This window comes from Alteromonas sp. KUL49, assembly GCF_006538345.1.
GTDB lineage: Bacteria > Pseudomonadota > Gammaproteobacteria > Enterobacterales > Alteromonadaceae > Alteromonas.
The window spans coordinates 75,693-93,496 of record NZ_BJKL01000006.1 but is presented as its reverse complement, the minus strand read 5'-3'; the positions used below and the strand labels follow the sequence as shown (position 1 = coordinate 93,496).

The 17,804-nt window shown below is 44.3% G+C and carries 15 protein-coding genes, 1 tRNA gene and 1 pseudogene; 5 read left to right on the top strand and 12 right to left on the bottom strand.

Annotated elements, in window-relative coordinates:
• Positions 1-12 precede the first annotated feature (12 nt).
• Complete coding sequence (gene def, locus EYS00_RS11815; protein WP_130636792.1) at positions 13-552, top strand: peptide deformylase; 540 nt, start codon at positions 13-15, stop codon at positions 550-552.
• Positions 553-568: 16 nt separating this feature from the next.
• On the opposite strand, the gene EYS00_RS11810 is transcribed toward def, so the two are convergent.
• Positions 569-1,426 (bottom strand): helix-turn-helix transcriptional regulator, encoded by an 858-nt coding sequence (locus tag EYS00_RS11810; RefSeq protein ID WP_373995569.1) that lies wholly within the window; start codon positions 1,424-1,426, stop codon positions 569-571.
• Positions 1,427-1,534: 108 nt separating this feature from the next.
• On the opposite strand from EYS00_RS11810, the gene EYS00_RS11805 reads away from it, so the two are divergent.
• Positions 1,535-4,630 carry a beta-galactosidase gene (locus EYS00_RS11805; RefSeq protein ID WP_130636787.1) on the top strand — a complete coding sequence of 1,032 codons (3,096 nt, stop codon included), beginning with the start codon at positions 1,535-1,537 and terminating at the stop codon, positions 4,628-4,630.
• 66 nt (positions 4,631-4,696) lie between these two features.
• Here the strand turns inward: EYS00_RS11805 and arcA are convergent, their stop codons facing one another.
• The 6 genes and pseudogenes from arcA to EYS00_RS11775 all read right to left on the bottom strand — a co-directional run bounded on the left by arcA (position 4,697) and on the right by EYS00_RS11775 (position 11,452).
• On the bottom strand, positions 4,697-5,404 hold the full coding sequence (gene arcA, locus EYS00_RS11800; protein WP_130636785.1) for a two-component system response regulator ArcA: 708 nt from the start codon (positions 5,402-5,404) through the stop codon (positions 4,697-4,699).
• A 158-nt stretch (positions 5,405-5,562) separates the two neighbouring features.
• Positions 5,563-7,205: pseudogene (locus tag EYS00_RS11795) on the bottom strand (ATP-binding protein).
• A 78-nt stretch (positions 7,206-7,283) separates the two neighbouring features.
• Positions 7,284-8,717, bottom strand: coding sequence for a glycogen synthase GlgA (gene glgA, locus EYS00_RS11790; RefSeq protein WP_130636782.1), 1,434 nt, complete (start codon positions 8,715-8,717; stop codon positions 7,284-7,286).
• Positions 8,718-8,851: 134 nt separating this feature from the next.
• A complete protein-coding gene (locus tag EYS00_RS11785) occupies positions 8,852-9,934 on the bottom strand; it encodes a methyltransferase (protein WP_130636780.1) in 1,083 nt (360 codons plus the stop codon).
• Positions 9,931-10,650 (bottom strand): tRNA (guanosine(46)-N7)-methyltransferase TrmB, encoded by a 720-nt coding sequence (gene trmB / locus EYS00_RS11780; protein WP_130636777.1) that lies wholly within the window; start codon positions 10,648-10,650, stop codon positions 9,931-9,933. Before trmB ends, EYS00_RS11785 begins: the two co-directional genes overlap by 4 nt.
• 106 nt (positions 10,651-10,756) lie before the next feature.
• Entirely contained in the window at positions 10,757-11,452 is a 696-nt protein-coding gene (locus EYS00_RS11775; protein WP_130636774.1) for an alpha/beta fold hydrolase, read from the bottom strand.
• Between the two features lie 98 nt (positions 11,453-11,550).
• Here EYS00_RS11775 and mutY point away from each other — a divergent pair, with 98 nt between their 5' ends.
• The 3 genes from mutY to EYS00_RS11760 all read left to right on the top strand — a co-directional run bounded on the left by mutY (position 11,551) and on the right by EYS00_RS11760 (position 13,141).
• Positions 11,551-12,612, top strand: coding sequence for an A/G-specific adenine glycosylase (mutY, locus tag EYS00_RS11770; RefSeq protein WP_130636771.1), 1,062 nt, complete (start codon positions 11,551-11,553; stop codon positions 12,610-12,612).
• A 32-nt stretch (positions 12,613-12,644) separates the two neighbouring features.
• Positions 12,645-12,917: an oxidative damage protection protein gene (locus tag EYS00_RS11765; protein WP_130636769.1), complete on the top strand. Its 273-nt coding sequence runs from the start codon at positions 12,645-12,647 to the stop codon at positions 12,915-12,917.
• A gap of 148 nt (positions 12,918-13,065) precedes the next feature.
• A tRNA-Phe gene (locus EYS00_RS11760) sits at positions 13,066-13,141 on the top strand.
• Between the two features lie 205 nt (positions 13,142-13,346).
• Here the strand turns inward: EYS00_RS11760 and EYS00_RS11755 are convergent.
• From EYS00_RS11755 to EYS00_RS11735, 5 genes are all read right to left on the bottom strand, one after another.
• Positions 13,347-14,276: a hypothetical protein gene (locus EYS00_RS11755; RefSeq protein WP_130636767.1), complete on the bottom strand. Its 930-nt coding sequence runs from the start codon at positions 14,274-14,276 to the stop codon at positions 13,347-13,349.
• Between the two features lie 6 nt (positions 14,277-14,282).
• Complete coding sequence (locus EYS00_RS11750; RefSeq protein WP_165399371.1) at positions 14,283-15,032, bottom strand: MBL fold metallo-hydrolase; 750 nt, start codon at positions 15,030-15,032, stop codon at positions 14,283-14,285.
• Between the two features lie 318 nt (positions 15,033-15,350).
• Entirely contained in the window at positions 15,351-15,995 is a 645-nt protein-coding gene (locus tag EYS00_RS11745; RefSeq protein WP_130636763.1) for a NosD domain-containing protein, read from the bottom strand.
• A 77-nt stretch (positions 15,996-16,072) separates the two neighbouring features.
• Positions 16,073-16,561 (bottom strand): glycosyl hydrolase family 28-related protein, encoded by a 489-nt coding sequence (locus EYS00_RS11740; protein ID WP_130636760.1) that lies wholly within the window; start codon positions 16,559-16,561, stop codon positions 16,073-16,075.
• A 796-nt stretch (positions 16,562-17,357) separates the two neighbouring features.
• Positions 17,358-17,804, bottom strand: coding sequence for a hypothetical protein (locus EYS00_RS11735; RefSeq protein ID WP_130636758.1), 447 nt, complete (start codon positions 17,802-17,804; stop codon positions 17,358-17,360).

Below are 17,804 nucleotides of genomic sequence, written 5' to 3'. Positions count from 1 at the left end.
TGAGAGATTAAAATGGACATTGCACAAGTTGGTGAAGAAATTCTTGCAACACCCGCGACCTCCGTTAAGGCCGGAAATTTCGATAGTGCGGAATTAGCAGCGTTTTGCGATGCCCTTTTAGAAACTATGTTACGTGCAGAAGGGATCGGTATTGCCGCGCCTCAGGTGTTTGATCCACGTGCAATTATGTACGTGGCATCACGGCCTAATGCCCGTTACCCCGATGCGCCTGAAATGTCCCCCTTACTATTAATTAACCCTACCATTATTGCGCAAAGTGATCAGGTTGCTAAAGAATGGGAAGGTTGCTTATCGGTGCCCGGGTTAAGAGGCAAAGTGTCACGACCGGTTTGGGCTGATATTAGCTATCAAGATATCACCGGAAACCGGCATGAAATAAAACTTGAGGGCTTTGTTGCGCGGGTATTCTTGCATGAATATGACCACCTGATTGGTAAAACCTGGCTAGACCATATTGACAGTGCAAGCGACGTTATGGCCAATGATGTTTGGCTGAAAAAGTTTGGTCAGCCAGCATATAAAAAGGCATAGTCACGCATCCACACATCTAGCCTACCTTTGTATTTTGCATGTCATTGGAGTTTATAGTGCTGAGCCGGTAGTCCGTAGGTGATACACCGACTGACTTTTTAAATCGCTTGGAAAAAGTAAATACACTCGTGTAGCCAACATAATGGGCGATATGCGCTACTGGCCATTGAGTGTTCTCAAGCAGGTTTTTGGCCCGAATCATTCTCAAGTGGATGACTTGCTGAATGGGGCTCCTTCCATATTTTTCTAGGCATAGCCGGTGAAGATGTGGTGCAGAGTAATGTGCTCGCTGTGCCATAATATCGACGGTCCAATCAAACTGCAGTTGCTTTTCTACTTCACTGAACAACACATCAATACGCGCTTGCTGTACGTTTGCCTCCTGTGACACCACACTACGTAAGTGATGCTGAATAATTGGAATTACGCCTTCACGTCTATGACCATCACTTTCTAGGTACAGAAGCTCCATGGCGTGGTGCACACTCGCTAAATCAACATTGCTCTTTAGCTGTGCGGAAGGTGTTCGCAAGTGTTGCCAGCGGGGGCTGTTGGTTAAATTAAGCCAAATGATATCCCAATGCTCAGCGGTAATTCGCACCTCAAAGCTTTGGTCGGCAGGGAGTAACACTAAACTGTGTTTTGGTAGAGCAAGTTTATCTTGTGGAGTAAACACGCAGCCTTCGCCAGATAGGGTATAGAATATCGTATGGTTTGGCGGCGTTACTCGTGCGACTTGATAAGTTCCAGATAAATTAGAGCATCCCGCTAGCTCAATATCTAACGCTTTAATTTCTGGGGTATTTGTACTGTCTATAAAGCGTTCATGGCAGTGTGGGCCAATATTAACTATGTCTCTAAATTCTCGATTCAACGCCATATGATAGTTTTGGATAAATAAAAGAGAGTGTTAAGCATAAGTGAAATTCCTGTAATTGGCTATATTTGCCGTTATAAACCGCCCTAAGAGAGGTTAGACAGTATGGCGAGTGTAGCTCAAATCGTTGCGCAAAAAGATTGGCAGAATCCCGTGGTTTTTCAAAAAAATCGCGTGTCTGCTCACAGCCCACTTAATGGGTTTTCATCGGTTAAAGATGCAATAAAAGGTCAAGGCGCGAGTAAGCAAAGCCTAAACGGAGAATGGGACTTTAAACTATTTTCACGCCCTGAAGCAGTCACCGAGTCTTTTATTCACGCCGAACTGTCAAACGACGAGCAAACGTCTTGGACTTCTATTACCGTGCCTTCTAATTGGCAGCTTCAAGGCCACGATAAGCCAATTTACTGCAATGTACGGTACCCGTTCCCAGTAAATCCTCCTTCTGTGCCTGATGACAACCCAACTGGGTGCTATCGTACAAAGTTCACGATTAACGATGACCAGCTACGTGAACGTAATCACATTGTGTTTGACGGTGTTAATAGTGCTTTTCACCTTTGGTGCAATGGTGAGTACATAGGCTATTCCCAAGATAGTCGCTTACCCGCTGAGTTTGATTTGTCTACGGTGCTTGTTGCCGGTGTAAACACTTTGGCAGTCATGGTGATTCGTTGGTCCGACGGCAGCTACCTTGAAGACCAGGACATGTGGTGGCTCAGCGGTATTTTTCGTGATGTTACTTTGGTGAGTAAGCCTAAAACTCACATTGCAGATGTGTTCGCCACACCTGATCTTGATGCGTGTTATCGCGACGGTTCACTTGCTATTCGAACGCGTATTGTGGCGCCAGCCAGTTACAGTGTGTGCGCTCAGCTGTTCACCTTGTGTGGCGAGCCGGTTACACCAGTGCTTGTTACAGGCACAAACAACAAGCGAATTGATGAAAAGGGCGGTTGGGACGATGTTGTCTTTCAAAAACTATCGGTCGATAGTCCGTTGCATTGGACTGCTGAAACACCCAACCTGTATCGCTTAGTGGTGACACTTATTAACGAAGCCGGAGATACCGTAGACGTCGAAGGGTACGACATCGGTTTTAGAAAAGTAGAAATGATACAAGGTCAGTTGTGCGTTAACGGTAAACCGATTCTTATTCGTGGCGTTAACCGTCACGAGCACCATGAATCTCGAGGTCATGCGGTGACCGAACTCGACATGATTGAAGACATCAAACTACTTAAGCAAAACAACTTCAATGCAGTACGTACTGCCCATTACCCTAACCATCCTCGCTGGTATGAGTTGTGTGACCATTATGGCTTGTACTTGGTTGACGAGGCCAATATTGAAACCCATGGCATGTTTCCGATGGGAAGGCTGTCACAAGACCCTCTTTGGGCGGGGGCATATATGGCCAGATATACCCAAATGGTCGAACGGGATAAAAACCACGCTTCTATTATTATCTGGTCATTGGGCAACGAGTGCGGGCACGGACCGAACCATGATGCGATGTATGGATGGTCAAAGGCCTTCGACCCCTCCCGCCCAGTGCAATACGAGGGAGGTGGTTCAGATACCACTGCCACCGATATCATAGCGCCCATGTATGCGCGAGTAGATACGGATGTTGAAGATGACGCGGTACCAAAGTGGGCTATCAAGAAATGGTTGTCATTGCCCGGTGAGGATCGCCCAGTAATTTTATGTGAGTACGCCCATGCAATGGGGAATAGTCTAGGTAGCTTTGAAGACTACTGGAAAGCGTTTAGAGACTATCCGCGCTTACAAGGTGGATTTGTATGGGATTGGGTCGATCAAGGCTTACTGAAGCATACAGAAAGCGGTGAGGCCTATTGGGGATACGGTGGAGACTTCGGCGACGAAGACAACGATCGTCAGTTTTGTATCAATGGCTTGTTGTTTCCCGATAGAACACCGCACCCCGCGCTGTTTGAAGCTAAGTATTGTCAGCAGCATTTGTCCTTCTCGCTAGCACAAGATAATGGTGCCTATCAGCTCACGATTGAAAGTGACTACCTGTTCCGCCATACCGATAACGAGCTTCTTAAATGGGAAATACTTGAAAACGGCACTCGTGTGTCATCGGGTAGTGCCGATGTAGCGATTGCTCCTCAAGGCAAGACCTTGATAGACATTACTCATCAGGTAGATTTTGTCGCTGGCGCTAAGTATCACTTAAATGTGGACGTTTGTTTGAGTGAAGACTGCGTTTGGGGTAGTGCGGGTCATGTGTTAGATACAGAACAGTTTGCTCTGGTTAATCTAGCCGGTATTTCACCATTGAGACTTGATGAGTCTGATGCCAGTGTAACGCTAGCTGAAAGTAATGGCATGGCAGAAGTTACTGCGGGTGCCAGCTTGTTTAGCGTGAATAGTCAGTCAGGTTTGCTGGTGTCTTGGTTAGTCAATGGTACAGAACAATTAAGTGCGCCGTTTGAAGATAATTTCTTTCGTGCACCATTAGACAACGATATTGGCGTGAGCGAAGTGGACAATCCCGATCCCAATGCGTGGGAGTCGAGGTGGCGCAGAGCCGGAATAGGCAATTGGGAACGCGTCTGTGCTGGTGTAACTGTGTCGCAAAGTACACATAGTGTCTCGCTAGTATCGCTATTTCATTACTATTATGAAGATGCTCTAGTTGCTTCGTCTCATTGGACTCATACGTTTAGTGGCGATGGTTCACTGACTCTAGATATCAAAGTGACTCTTGACGACAATCTGCCACCAATGCCTCGTATTGGTCTTCAATATGCTGCGCCTCTTGAAAGCAATCAACAAGAAGTGCTCTGGCGAGGTAAGGGGCCTTTTGAAAACTATCCCGACAGAAATGCGGCAGCCCGTTATGGTAACTACACAGAAACACTCGATGCCATGCATACCCCTTATATCTTCCCAACCGAGAATGGATTGAGAACTGGTTGTGACACTATGGTGCTCAACAATCTTGAGTTGAAGGGTAAGTTTGCGTTTTCTGTGAGTCAGTTTGGTCAAGGGCAGTTAGATGTTGCAAAGCATACCTGTGACCTGACACCTTCAGATTGTACATATGTGTATATTGATCACGCGCATATGGGCGTGGGTGGTGATGATTCGTGGAGCCCAAGTACCCATGAGGAATTTTTACTTAAAGATAAGCACTATCGCTACCAAGTATGTTTCTTGCCCCGTTAGGTAAGAAACTAGAATGAAAAAGCCGCTCGATGAGCGGCTTTTTTAATGATTTAGTATCAGCGACTATTAACCGTCTACTGCACCACAGAAGCGGTAACCTTCGCCGTGAATAGTTACAATCAACTCTTCATCAGTTGGTTCTGATTCGAAGTGCTTACGAATACGGCGGATAGTTACGTCAACAGTACGGTCATTCGGGCGAAGTTCACGGCCTGTCATTTCCATAATTAACTGTTCACGAGTAAGAATTTTACCTGGGTTGCTCAAGAACAAGTGAAGCGCACGGAATTCACTACGAGGTAGACGGAATTCCTTACCTGAAGGAGAAATCAATGAACGGCTGTCGCCATCCAAGATCCAACCGTTAAAGTTAACGCGACTCGGTAAGTCGTCGTCTTCAGCTGAGCTAGTAGTACGAGCAAGAAGGTTGCGTGCACGAATAGTCAGTTCGCGAGGGTTGAACGGCTTAGTCAGATAATCATCTGCACCGATTTCAAGACCAAGGATACGGTCGACGTCGTTGTCACGGCCTGTAAGGAAGATAAGCCCTACGTTTTTGCGGTCACGAACTTCACGAGCCAAAATCAAACCGTTTTTGCCTGGTAAGTTAATATCCATGATAACCAGATTGATAGAGTGGTTTTCAAAGAAGTCATGCATTTGATCGCCGTTTTCAGCTTCGAATACACTGTATCCCTCGGCCTCAAACAAACTTTTCAGCGTGGTACGCGTTACTACTTCATCTTCAACAATTAACACATTTGGTGTTTGCATGGTGTTCTACACTCTTTATATTCAATCGGTTTAAGCTGTCTGCTGTTTAAATATTAATATTCGTGACCTTGTTTGCAAGCAATTATTGAATATCAATTCATTCTTTTATGGGGTTTTAGCCAATAAAAATCAAGCAAAGTTCAATAGTTTAGCCACTTTTATTTCGAATTTGCAGGCTTTACTGGAAAAATAATGACAAATTCCACGCCTTGGCCTTCTTCGCTCGACAATGATATTGAGCCATTCAACCCTTGAGTCACTAAGTTATACACTAAGTGCATACCCAGGCCAGAGCCACCTTGTCCACGTTTTGTGGTGACAAATGGGTCGAATATTTTTTTCTAATCGTTGGAGGAATACCCTTTCCATTATCTCTATAAACTAGTTTCAATTTGTTTGACGTTACCAATTCGGCAGAAATAGATATTTGCCCGTTTTCAATTCCTTCAAAACCGTGAATAAGCGAGTTCATAATCAAATTGATAAGGATTTGATTAATGGGGCCCGCTTTGGTTTGTACCGTTAACGTTTGGTCACAATCCACGGTAACCTCATGAGAGAGCTTTTTAAGTCGAGGCTGCAACGACAGTAGTATCTCGTTAACTAACTGAGCAAAACAAAATGTACGACTGGACTCGCTTGATTGGTCTACGGCAACTTGTTTGAAACTTGAGATTAGCTCTGCTGCGCGATTTAGATTGCGATAAATGATGTTGAGGTTTTCATTACTCTCGTCGAAAAAGCGTTTTAAGCCGCTGGCCTTGAGTCGCTTATTGTCGTAATCGTCCTGTACCGTTTTTAAACGGTCAAGCATCATGGTTGACGCTGTTACACCTAGGCCGATCGGGGTATTAACCTCATGTGCTACGCCCGCCACCATATCGCCGAGGGACGCCATTTTTTCATTTTGCACCATTTGACGTTGGAACTGGTGAAGCTTTTCCAAGGTTTGGATTAGCTCTTGGTTGGCGTCTTTCAGTGCAATTGTGCGCTCACTAACAATCTCTTCAAGACTAGCGTTCAACGCCTTGTGGTTAGCTTCAGCCTCTTGTTGTTTTTGAATGTAGTCTTGTATGCGCGACATCATCACGTTAACGGCGTCAGACAATATACCTATTTCTTTCACGCCTGCAATATCGGTGCGGGCGCTGTAATTTCTCTCTCTTGATGTTTTTTGTAGAAAACGAGCAAGTTGCTCGATTGGCGCTGTAACTACTTTTTGCAATCTCAATGCTAGCAAAAAGCACAACACCGCCAAAAGCACCATGACTGAGAGCGTAAGTGCAATAGATTTTACGACAACGCTGTTATAGCTCACTGTAGAAAATCGCAAGTACACCCAACCTACAGGCGTTCCCGTTTCCAAATCAACAATTTGGTGAGTGACCTCCACGTAATCACCACCGTCATCAATCGTCGGGTTATCTTTTAATTCGAGTAAACGGTGGGTTTGACTAGCAATGAGCAAACGGCCGTCTTTATTGTAGTAAGCGAAGTGATTCACCGACTCATCATCGGTATTAATTCGGTATACATGAACGTTGAGAACTTGCTGTGTGGTAGCCAAGCTGTTCATTCGTTCTTCGAGGTTACTGGGAGAATTGGTGGCGATAAACGGAACCGAATTTGCGCCAATGAGCTTACCTAGCATTAGCACATTAGACTCGAGCTCTTCTTCGTAAATATTCACCTGTGAATAGATTGAAAGTATAGCTGACACCCCAAGGGATACCATGGCAATACTCATAACCACCCAGAGGAAAAGGCTCTTTATTGAAAGTCGTACCGTTTTTTCTGTCATTTATACCTTCAAATGCACAACATCGGCGTCCTAGCTCATAGTGTATCATTCCGTCCTAAAAGGAAAGTAGTACCTAATTTACTCGGTTTCCACCATCATAGATAAATACAGTTGCGTATAGCTATTTGCAGCGGCTTCCCATGTAAATCTAGTATGCATACCCCGTAGTTGCATCTCTCTAAACTGATCAGGGTGCTCATAGTAAAACAACAACGCTCGACGAATACACGACAACAGTGCATAAGGTGTAGGGTCGTAAAACGTGAAACCTGTGGGAGCGTCACTTTGTGTTAAATCTATGACCGTGTCTTTTAAGCCACCTACGGCACGCACAATCGGCACAGTGCCATAAGCTAGACTGTACATCTGGTTCAGACCACACGGCTCAAACTGTGACGGCATGAGGAAGAAGTCTGCACCTGCTTCAATTAAGTGTGCGTGTTCAGAGCTAAAGCCATTCACAAAGGCGAATTTATCACTGTGATTTTGCGCGTACTCACCCAAGTCCATACACACTTTAGGATCACCAGTACCCACAATAGCTATTTGAATATTGTGCTGCATTAAATCATCTAAGATGGGCAGTATGTACCCAAAGCCTTTTTGCTCGGTAAGTCGACATACCATACCAATCAGTGGGACTTGGGGCATTAGTGGAAGATCAACACGCTTTTGCAATGCGGCTTTACATTCCGCTTTACCTTCAAAGCTTTCCGCGTCGTAACCCACTGGAAGGAACGCATCCGTTTTAGGATTCCATTGAGTGTAATCACAACCGTTCAAAATACCCGACAAGTCTGCGCTTCTCATAACCAGACGGTCGTGGAGACCATGACTGCCTAAATCTGTTAGCAGCTCTTGGGCATAGTTAGGACTTACCGTAGTGACCTTAGTGGCAAACTCAATACCTGACTGCAGCATATTGATGTAGCCGCCGTGTACTTGCGAGAAAATCTCGGGGTGGTGGCGTAAATAGGGAATTTGCTCGACCTTGTGTACACCTTGAAACGCTGCATTGTGGATAGTGAACACTGAACGCGTTGACGCAAAGTAACCTGAACGCTCATGGGTCATTAAAAACGGCAACATTGCGGTATGCCAGTCGTGACAGTGAATAACATCTGGGCGACGCTCTAGGGTTTGCAAGGTATGTAGCACCGCACCGCTGAAAAAGCTGAAACGTTCGCCGTTGTCTTCGTAAGCGTCGAATGCACTAGCGTACAAACCATCACGCTGGAAGTACTCAGGATAATCGACAAAGTAAACACTGATACCGTGCCAATTGAGTTCGCGAATGTCGAAATGGTAGACCTTACCTTCTGTAAATAGAGTTTGGCGGTCGCACAAAGGGGGGAGATTGTATTCCTCTGCTATGGTTTTGTAGTACGGCATGACGATGGCTACGTCTTCACCTGCATTATGCAGTGCCAATGGCAGCGCTTTTCCTACATCTGCCAGACCACCGGTCTTCACCAACTCTTCAACTTCCGAAATAGCAAACACTATGTTCATAACTACACCTTTTTACTTGTAATGCCTTCTACAAGAAAAGCGAAACTCTGTACGCATAAACCTATAGTGACGAGCCAGTTACCCGCCACACTACTCTTACGGTTACGTTAGCACAGAGATTAAGCTGGGTGCTATTAGAAAGAGGTATGATATAGAGAAAATTGTGTGGTCTGCGCAGTAGTTAGCACTTTTGAGAAATGTTCTGACAACAATCCAGGGTAGGGTAAAAAGCGGTTAGCAACCATTTGTAGCGAGCCGTTGGAATGCAATAAACGTCGCGCATCCTCAATAAATCGCTTAGTGATTGTGTAGTCGGTTTTTATTCCCGTGTGGAACGGTGGGTTGGTCACAATGTGATTCACCTTGGTTTCGACGCCATGCAAACCATTGGCTGCAATCAGCTGGGCATTTAAATTGTTTGCCTTGAGCGTCATAGCTGATGTGTAAATAGCCAACGCACTTACATCAAGCAAGGCGAGCTTCAAGTGAGGATAGCGAGTCATCAAGTAGCTGCCAATAACCCCTGCGCCACAGGCAAAGTCCATCACCTTACCAGTGAGGTTAGAAGTGTGCTTTTCTAACAGTAGCTTGGTGCCAGCGTCTAGCTCACCATGACTAAATACACCAGGTATGGACACGACAGGCCAGCTGGTGTCTTCAACTTCGTAGGTGAGTGTTTCTGTCCAGTCGTCCGGATTAAACGCAAGGTGTTCACCAGAAAGCTGAGTTGTTAGCAAGCTACAGTGGCGAGCAGAATCAATTTTCTGCGTTGGTCCTAAGTGCTGCATTAACTTAGCTGCGCTCTTAATACCGCCTTTGTTTTCGCCAACAACGTGAATTCTACCGTTCTCTTTCAATGTACCCGCAGCCATGCGAAGTAGCATTTGAAAATGGGATTTAGCCTTTGGCAGGTAAATCATAACGTCGGTGTATTGATTCTGCGTAGTGAGAAAGGGGGCAAAATAGTGAGTATGAGACCCCACTTTTTGTTCACTTATAAAACCCTTATCAGCAATATCTCTACTGTCGTAGCTTATCGATGGAACAACGCGAACGCTCTCAGAAAATATGTCGAAGAACTGGTGCATAACATCAATGCTTTTGCTTTTTAATTCGTCGAGAAAATATGCATCCGACGGATTCACAAATAACCATTCACCATTGGCGAATAGGTCCATGCTGCGTTCTAAGAGTTGATTCTGAGGCGATAAAATCATTTTGTGCGCTCGTAAATGAGATCCCAAACACCGTGACCTAACTTCTGACCACGAGTTTCAAACTTAGTAATTGGACGATAATCTGGGCGAGGTACATAGTCGCCTTCTTCCGCTTGGTTTGTGTAGCCGTCGATATTATTCATGACTTCTGCCATATGCTCAGCGTACGGCTCCCAGTCAGTTGCCATGTGAAAACAACCGCCAATGGCCAGTTTAGATTTCACCAATTCTGCAAACTCGGCTTGAACGATACGACGTTTGTGATGGCGTTTTTTGTGCCAAGGATCAGGGAAAAACAGTTGCAAACGCGACACGCTACCGTCAGGGATCATATGCTTGAGCACTTCAACCGCGTCGTGTTCCATAACGCGCAAGTTCTCTAAGCCAAGCTCTCCCGCATCTCCTAAGCATGCGCCTACACCAGGGCGGTGTACCTCAATACCCAAGAAGTTTTTCTCTGGTGCGGCACTGGCCATTTCGACAAGAGATTTACCCATACCAAAACCGATCTCAATGACTTGCGGTGCACTGCGACCGTATGTTTCTTCAAGGTTTAGTGGTGCATTTTGGTAGTCGATACCCATGGTTGGCCAAAAGTCTTCAAGGGATTTTGCTTGCCCTTTAGTAAGGCGACCTTCGCGCTTTACATAGCTTTTTACCTTGCTGATATACACACCAGCTGCTTCGGCTTCTGCCTGACTCTTAAATTGACCCATGAATAGTGCCCTCATACCCCTAAAACTCAATGGTGGCGCATTATCCAGTCTATAACGTGATATGCAACGAATTTTGTGCACTATATACGCAATAAACTATTATTCGTCACAACCTTTCAAGCAGTTTAGCAATTAAATCAGGATGTTCCAGCAGCATCATGTGGCTAGCGTCTTCTAAAATATGCACCGATGTATTGGGTATTTTTGCATAAGTGCGGCGTAGCGCATCCGCAGGAGCTATTTGGTCGTGGTTGCCACCAATGACGGTAATGGGCGCTTTTACGTCCTTTAATGCGCTAATCATAGATGGTCTTGGCGTTGTAGATTCAATGTGACTGACAAGGGTACCTTTACCCAAATCTTTATTCATCTCGGCAATGACTCCGGCAACACTTGGATTGTCGAGTTGATTGGGCATTACAAAGCGCGCTAAGTATTGCTTGTTCGACAGATTGAACTGTCCGTGTTTGAGTTGTTTAAGAATGGTTTTGCGTTGCTTTACTTCTACGTCATTCAATCCATCGGCGTCGTAACCAATGAGGGTAATACTAGCAACTCTATCTGGGTTGTCCGCAGCCCAGCGCGACGCTACGAAGCCACCCATAGAATATCCGACAAGATGGACCTTTTCGTCAGGGAGTACTCTGTCACTCGCCAGTGCCAGCATATCGGTGAGGCTATTCGCCCATTGCAGAGGAACATATCGACGATTAATGTGCGGTAGTAACTTCCACAAGGGTAACCAAATGCGCTCGTCACACAATGTACCGGGGAAAAATATGATGGGTGACGTAGTGGTCACATTCGTTCCTATCAACGTAGTAGTTGCTAATTATGCTAACATACGCCTACTTCAATCGGTACGTAAGACCGTGTGCGTAAACTAAAAATACAAAAAAGATGACTCAAGAAACACACTTCCCATCATTCGCTGAGCGCGTATTGGCGTGGTTTGACAAGCATGGGCGCAAGCATCTTCCTTGGCAGCAAGATGTGACGCCGTACAAAGTTTGGATTTCTGAAATCATGCTGCAGCAAACTCAGGTGACTACGGTTATCCCCTATTTTGAGCGCTTCATGACGTCGTTTCCTACGGTAGAAGCACTAGCCAATGCAGAACAAGACGATGTACTTCACCATTGGACTGGTCTAGGTTATTACGCCAGAGCCCGAAACTTACACAAAGCCGCTAAGCAAATCGTTGAAATGCACAATGGTGTATTCCCAACCAATATAGACGATACCATTGCGCTACCAGGAATTGGTCGCTCAACCGCTGGTGCGGTGTTGTCATTGTCGATGGGGCAACGGCATCCCATCTTAGATGGTAACGTTAAACGGGTACTGGCACGTTACTACGCTATTGAAGGTTGGCCGGGTAAAACCAATGTGGAAAAAGCACTGTGGGACGTGGCTGAAAAAAATACCCCAGAACAGCGCTGTAACCATTACACTCAGGTAATGATGGACCTTGGCGCTATGGTATGTACACGCAGCAAACCAAAATGTGACGAGTGCCCGTTAAAACACGACTGCATCGCATTTGCGCAGGGCATGCAAAGCGAGTACCCCGGTAAAAAGCCCAAAAAAGCAATTCCTGAGCGACAAACCCTGATGATAGTGCCAATGTTTGGCCAGCAAGTGTATTTAGAACAGCGACCGCAAACAGGAATATGGGGCGGCTTATACGGTTTTGTAGAAGCCAACGAAATAAGCAATGTAAACGCACTAGCGTTAAATCGGGGCTTGGTGATAGGCGAACTTACAACACTCGATACCTTTCGCCATACCTTTAGCCACTTCCATTTAGATATAACGCCGGTTGTTGCCACCTTGGCTGAACCACCTAAACCCGCCGTTAACGAACAACAAGGGCAGTGGTTCTTTGTTAACGATACGATAGAGGTTGGATTAGCGGCTCCAACGAAAAAGATCATTCAGCAATTGGCGCACCTTGTGTAATATGCACAGCGCAACGTAAGCGAGGAATAAAAATGAGCAGAACGGTATTTTGTCAGCGCCTGCAGAAGGATGCAGATGGGCTAGATTTTCAGTTGTATCCAGGTGAGTTAGGTAAGCGTATTTTCGACAATATTTCGAAAGAAGCATGGGCAGAATGGCAGAAGCGTCAAACCATGCTAATTAACGAGCATAAGCTTAATATGATGGATCCCACGGCTCGTAGCTTTCTTGAAGAAAAAATGGAAGCCTACTTGTTTGAAGGCATAGAGCCTACTATCGAAGGCTTTACACCGCCTAAAAGTTAGACAAAAAAGGCGTTTTTGCGTAAACAATGTGCAAACGGCAACAAAAGCGAAAAAAACCAACAAAAACGGTTGACTTGTTACTGCTAAATCCGTTTAATACGCACCCACAGCAGCACAGGCGGTAACGCCTCGAAAGCTAACCAGTTTCGCCCAGATAGCTCAGTTGGTAGAGCAGCGGATTGAAAATCCGCGTGTCGGTGGTTCGATCCCGCCTCTGGGCACCATTCTTGAAAGCCTCGCATTAGCGGGGCTTTTTTGATTCTGGCCTCAGTGGACGTTGGACGACACGCAGCGTATCGGTGCCGGTCACCGTGAGTCACGATCCCGCCTCTGGGCACCATTCTTGAAAGCCTCGCATTAGCGGGGCTTTTTTGATTCTAGACCCCTGCTATCACTACTAAATCAACAGTGGCATCCTATCTATATAGGTTAACCTAGACGTATATAGGTATTATCCAAAATACATTCAATGTCTGGCGCTGGGCCTTTCAGGTCGTGTTGATAGCAAACGATGGCCTCTAGTAGCGCTCGTTTTTGATGTTTGTGGCGACTCAGCAAACAATCGCCTTCAATAATGGTTTCCACACCCCACAGTTCAGCTTCGAACAGTACGGTAGAATTTATCCCGTGTACCTTTTTGGCACCTTTGATAAGCGACTTTGCACATGCATCAGACCAATAGCTGGTTGCGAGTGCAGAGCTATAGGTATTGTTGTCTCTTGGGTGTGCTTTAAACACAATGTTTTCAGAAGGGTAGAGGTTTTCGATGTAGTCGATAAAAGGCTGCATGCCGTTGGTGAAGCGAGAGTTTAACTGAATGTTGGAATCGTCCCCTAGTTGCAAAGGCACGAAAATATAGTCTTCATGTTCGCAATACGCTAGTACGCCGTCGAAGAACTCATGTTCTTTATTGGCCAGTAGCGCTGAGGCATTTTCGGGTAACCAGCGTAAATCATCAGTGGCAAGGCTGCATTCTACGTTGATACCTTGCTTATCAAAGTAAACGTGCTGTGTTTGTGGAAAGAACCCACACTCAACAAAACTATATGCAATTTGATGGTTATTGAGCCATGCCTTTAATTGGGTAAAGACGGGTAGTGTACCATTCCAGAGCAATACCCCTTGGCTGTTCTCAAAAAGTGATAGGGGTACCGCTTGTGCAGGATGGCGGTATATGAACGAGATGCCATGGGGCTTAAACCAAGACTCCACGGTCGATAACCAAATAGGCACTTGATCGACGGGGTTGATGGTATAAACAATCACATACAAGCCTGTGGGAGATGCTTGGTAAAACGGCGCGTTTTCATCACTTATAATGATGTTGTTGTTTTGCGGTGAGTGCACGCTTTGCTGCATAAACGTTTACGCCCTTTGTGGAAGTGTAATCAACGCTTGGTTTGTAGCGGCGTTGTTCAGTTCAAAGGTTTGATTGGGTTGAGCATACGCTATCTGCTGCTTGGCAAAATGTAAACCGTCCTCCGCTGTAGCGTAGTGATAGGCAACCAGACGATTGAGCACATTAGGCGCGTATTCTCTTCGTAGGTCGTCTAACCCAGTATGGCTTGGGTTTCCCTTTATCCCGCAATCATGAAAAATTATCTCGTTGTTATTTACATTATGATGAATAATTTCGGGGATGGGGCGAGTATCGCCTGAATAAAAGAAGTAACCGGGCATGTGTAATGAAAAGGCGCTGTTGGGTACGTGATGACGTACAGGGTGTACATAGAGTTTAGTGCCTTGATGAAAAAAACTATTGTGAACAGGCACTATGTTCAATACATCCCATACGTTCTCTCGCCCTTCGGCAATAAGAGTATTCCCCAATACGCTGACCAGAGTAGAAACCAATAAATGTGAAATATACACCACAGGCCGTTTATCAGAAAAACGAGCAAGAAAATACAGCTGCTCTAACCCGCCTATATGATCAAAGTGACAATGGGTAATAAATACCGCAGGAGGTAAAGAATTTGGATAGCGCAATTGAAACTTGTCTAAGGTATCAAAGCCGCAATCAACCAGAAGCCATGGTTTAGCGTCGGCTTCGATGATAATACTCGAATTGCCTAACGAGGTAGCACGGGCATTACCCACACCTAAAAAAGTCACACTGATATCCACTACACACCCCAATCCCTCACGCTTTGCTAACTATTACCTCAGCAGCGTGGCGTTTTGATGTATGGAGTGTGATGTTTTGGTTACTGTGGGCTTTGGTTAAGGTAGCCCAAGTTGCAATCTAGTCCTCGCACACTATTTTTGAATAATTTGTATTTTGGGACAGATTTTCACAAAATTTAGATATTTAAAGGTTCAAAAGTCATTAACCCATATGTAGCTTGGTAAATAGGGCTCAGACACTCAAATCAAAGTGTCGAAAGCCCTAAAAAGCTTTTGGTCAGTCTATGTAATGAAATCTGGTCAATATCAAATATTATTATTAACCAGATTGTTTGAGCCTTGGTTGTAAACAGAGTTACTTACAGTGTCTCCAATATTGTCCGAGACAATGTTTCTGTTTGAATTACCTTTAATCCAAATACCTGTATCTTGTCGGTAACAAAGATTACCTATTACACGCGAAAAAGACGAGCCATCCAGTACAATACCATTCTCGGATCCTGATAGCCCTTCGTTCATTATTTCGTTACCAATAATTGTGCAACGCTCCGCGTAAACATGAATTCCAACAAATCCGCTTGTAGAGGTAGCTGACTTGAAAATTAGATTATTATTTACTTGGGAGTGATTTGAACCATTAGTTTGGCTGTCGCCGAGAAGAATACCGCGTGAATGAGCGGCAATGTGATTGTTATCAATAGCTAGATAATTACCAGTGTTTTTTCTAGAAACTATACCATATCTCACGGGAACAAAATGGCAATAGGAAACAACTAGACCCTCACCTGCATTATTATTGTTACCTTCAAAAGCTATTCCATTCATACACCAATAGAAATAACAACCTATAACTTTGATATCTATCGTATTGTTACTGAGTCGAAGAGCATATTGCATGACATCAACATTACTGGTGTGCCCTTTAAAATAAACCCCTCGAAATTCACTCATAGACCCCTCTGATATGGAGGCAGCTATTTTCCAAGCCTCACGATCACTATAACCTCTAAATTGACAATTTATACAAGTTAACTGTTTACCCAATGCGGATGTTCTTTTGCCCTCATAATGAAGCCCGACTCTTGTTCCAGATTTTTTGTAAGAAGAGATAAGCCTTCGATAAAAACAGAGGGCTTGAGGTGAAATGTTGGCTCTGGAAACGCTGTATTATCAATCCTAATTCCGTCGCTATCGTTGAAAATTAGAATAGATAATTCGATACCATCACCTGTTATTGCTCCCTGAAAATTATTGAAAGAAAGCGTGCTATTAATAGTATATTTGCCCTGAGGAAAGTAGAGTGTTCCTCCACCACTACTCATCATTGTAGATATGGCATTCTTTATTGCTGTTGTATCATCACTACCATCTCCTCTCGCGCCGTAGTCTTTAACATTATATAGGTTGCTATTGACACCAACGCTTGCATTTGCTTCCTGTGGAGGTGCACTCAAAGCTCCCACGATAGCCCCTGCTCCGATTAGTTTTAGTGTGTTTCTTCTTGCATTTTTATCCATCGATGACTCCATGTCGTAATTGAAATTTAGAATGATATTTAGGGTTGATTTAAACTGCCATTAAGACAGTATAAACGCATCAATGATACATATTAAAATGCCTATTTAGCAAATTAAAATGGCTGTGTTTCTATTTTTTAAGAAAAAGTTTTAAAACTAAAAATAATGGAATTATTGGTGTCTATCATGTATCCCAGTATTTCTTTATAGCTTGCATTGAAATTTTTCTGAGCCTGATTTTTTATTTTGCACTGCCTCTGAATTCGGAAAATATCAAGGTTTTTGAGATTTAATTGAATATATGAATCGTAAAACAGCTACAAGTAATATTTTGTGCTCATTAATATAGTTGTCCGATTAGTATTTTAGAAAATGCGCGGCGAACACAGCGCGATACACAGTGATATTAGGGCGTGTCTGACAAACTAATTTGGGAGCGTCTGGCTTTGGGCATTGGGGTCATCTCAACAGAGGCTACTCACCTCAGTGTGAAGATTTCTAACCGCCAACGTAATTGTACTGGCGGTCAGTTAAGGCGGGTGTCCAACTAGATGTTTCCGACCAGCTAACTAGGTCATTACGACGCCGGATATATGTTATGAGGCCGTATTTCATTAGGCAGAATACTGTTTAGGGTAATAGACAATGAGTTAATTAAAACGCGTATCTAAAAATACGAAAAGCGGCTGAATACATTTGACTCAGCCGGAGTGACCATATAGAGCTTTTTAACTCAGAACTAGCGGCCTAGGACAACAAAGCTGCTTGATGCGGGCTTTATACTATCAACCAGAGTCTAAAGCTTAAAAACTGTTTCTTTGAATGAAGAATCAAAGTAGTAAAGTCCTTCTAGCTCACCGTAAATGTGAGGAATTTTGTCGTTATGATAACAGTCGAACTGCAAAGGAAATTTAATTTCTTTCTTGCTACACAAATCTATGGAACGATTGGAAGGTTTTGAAACGCCATACCAAAAACTTAATAATTCCCCTGATTCAAAAATGATATTAGGTTGCGAGTCACATATTTGACTCGTTGAGTTCAAATATGCCCAACCGATATAGCTTTTCTGCTCACGGTCCACAAACTGCGTTCTGACAATCAACTGAGAATTAAATAGTTCTTCGGACCAATTCATCACTGGTCTAACTAGTATTTCCCCATCAGTTTCCTCAGCATAATCTAACTCCATTATTGGATTTTCAGACAAAGCTGATAAGTCGAGATCTTTAAGTTTCATCAT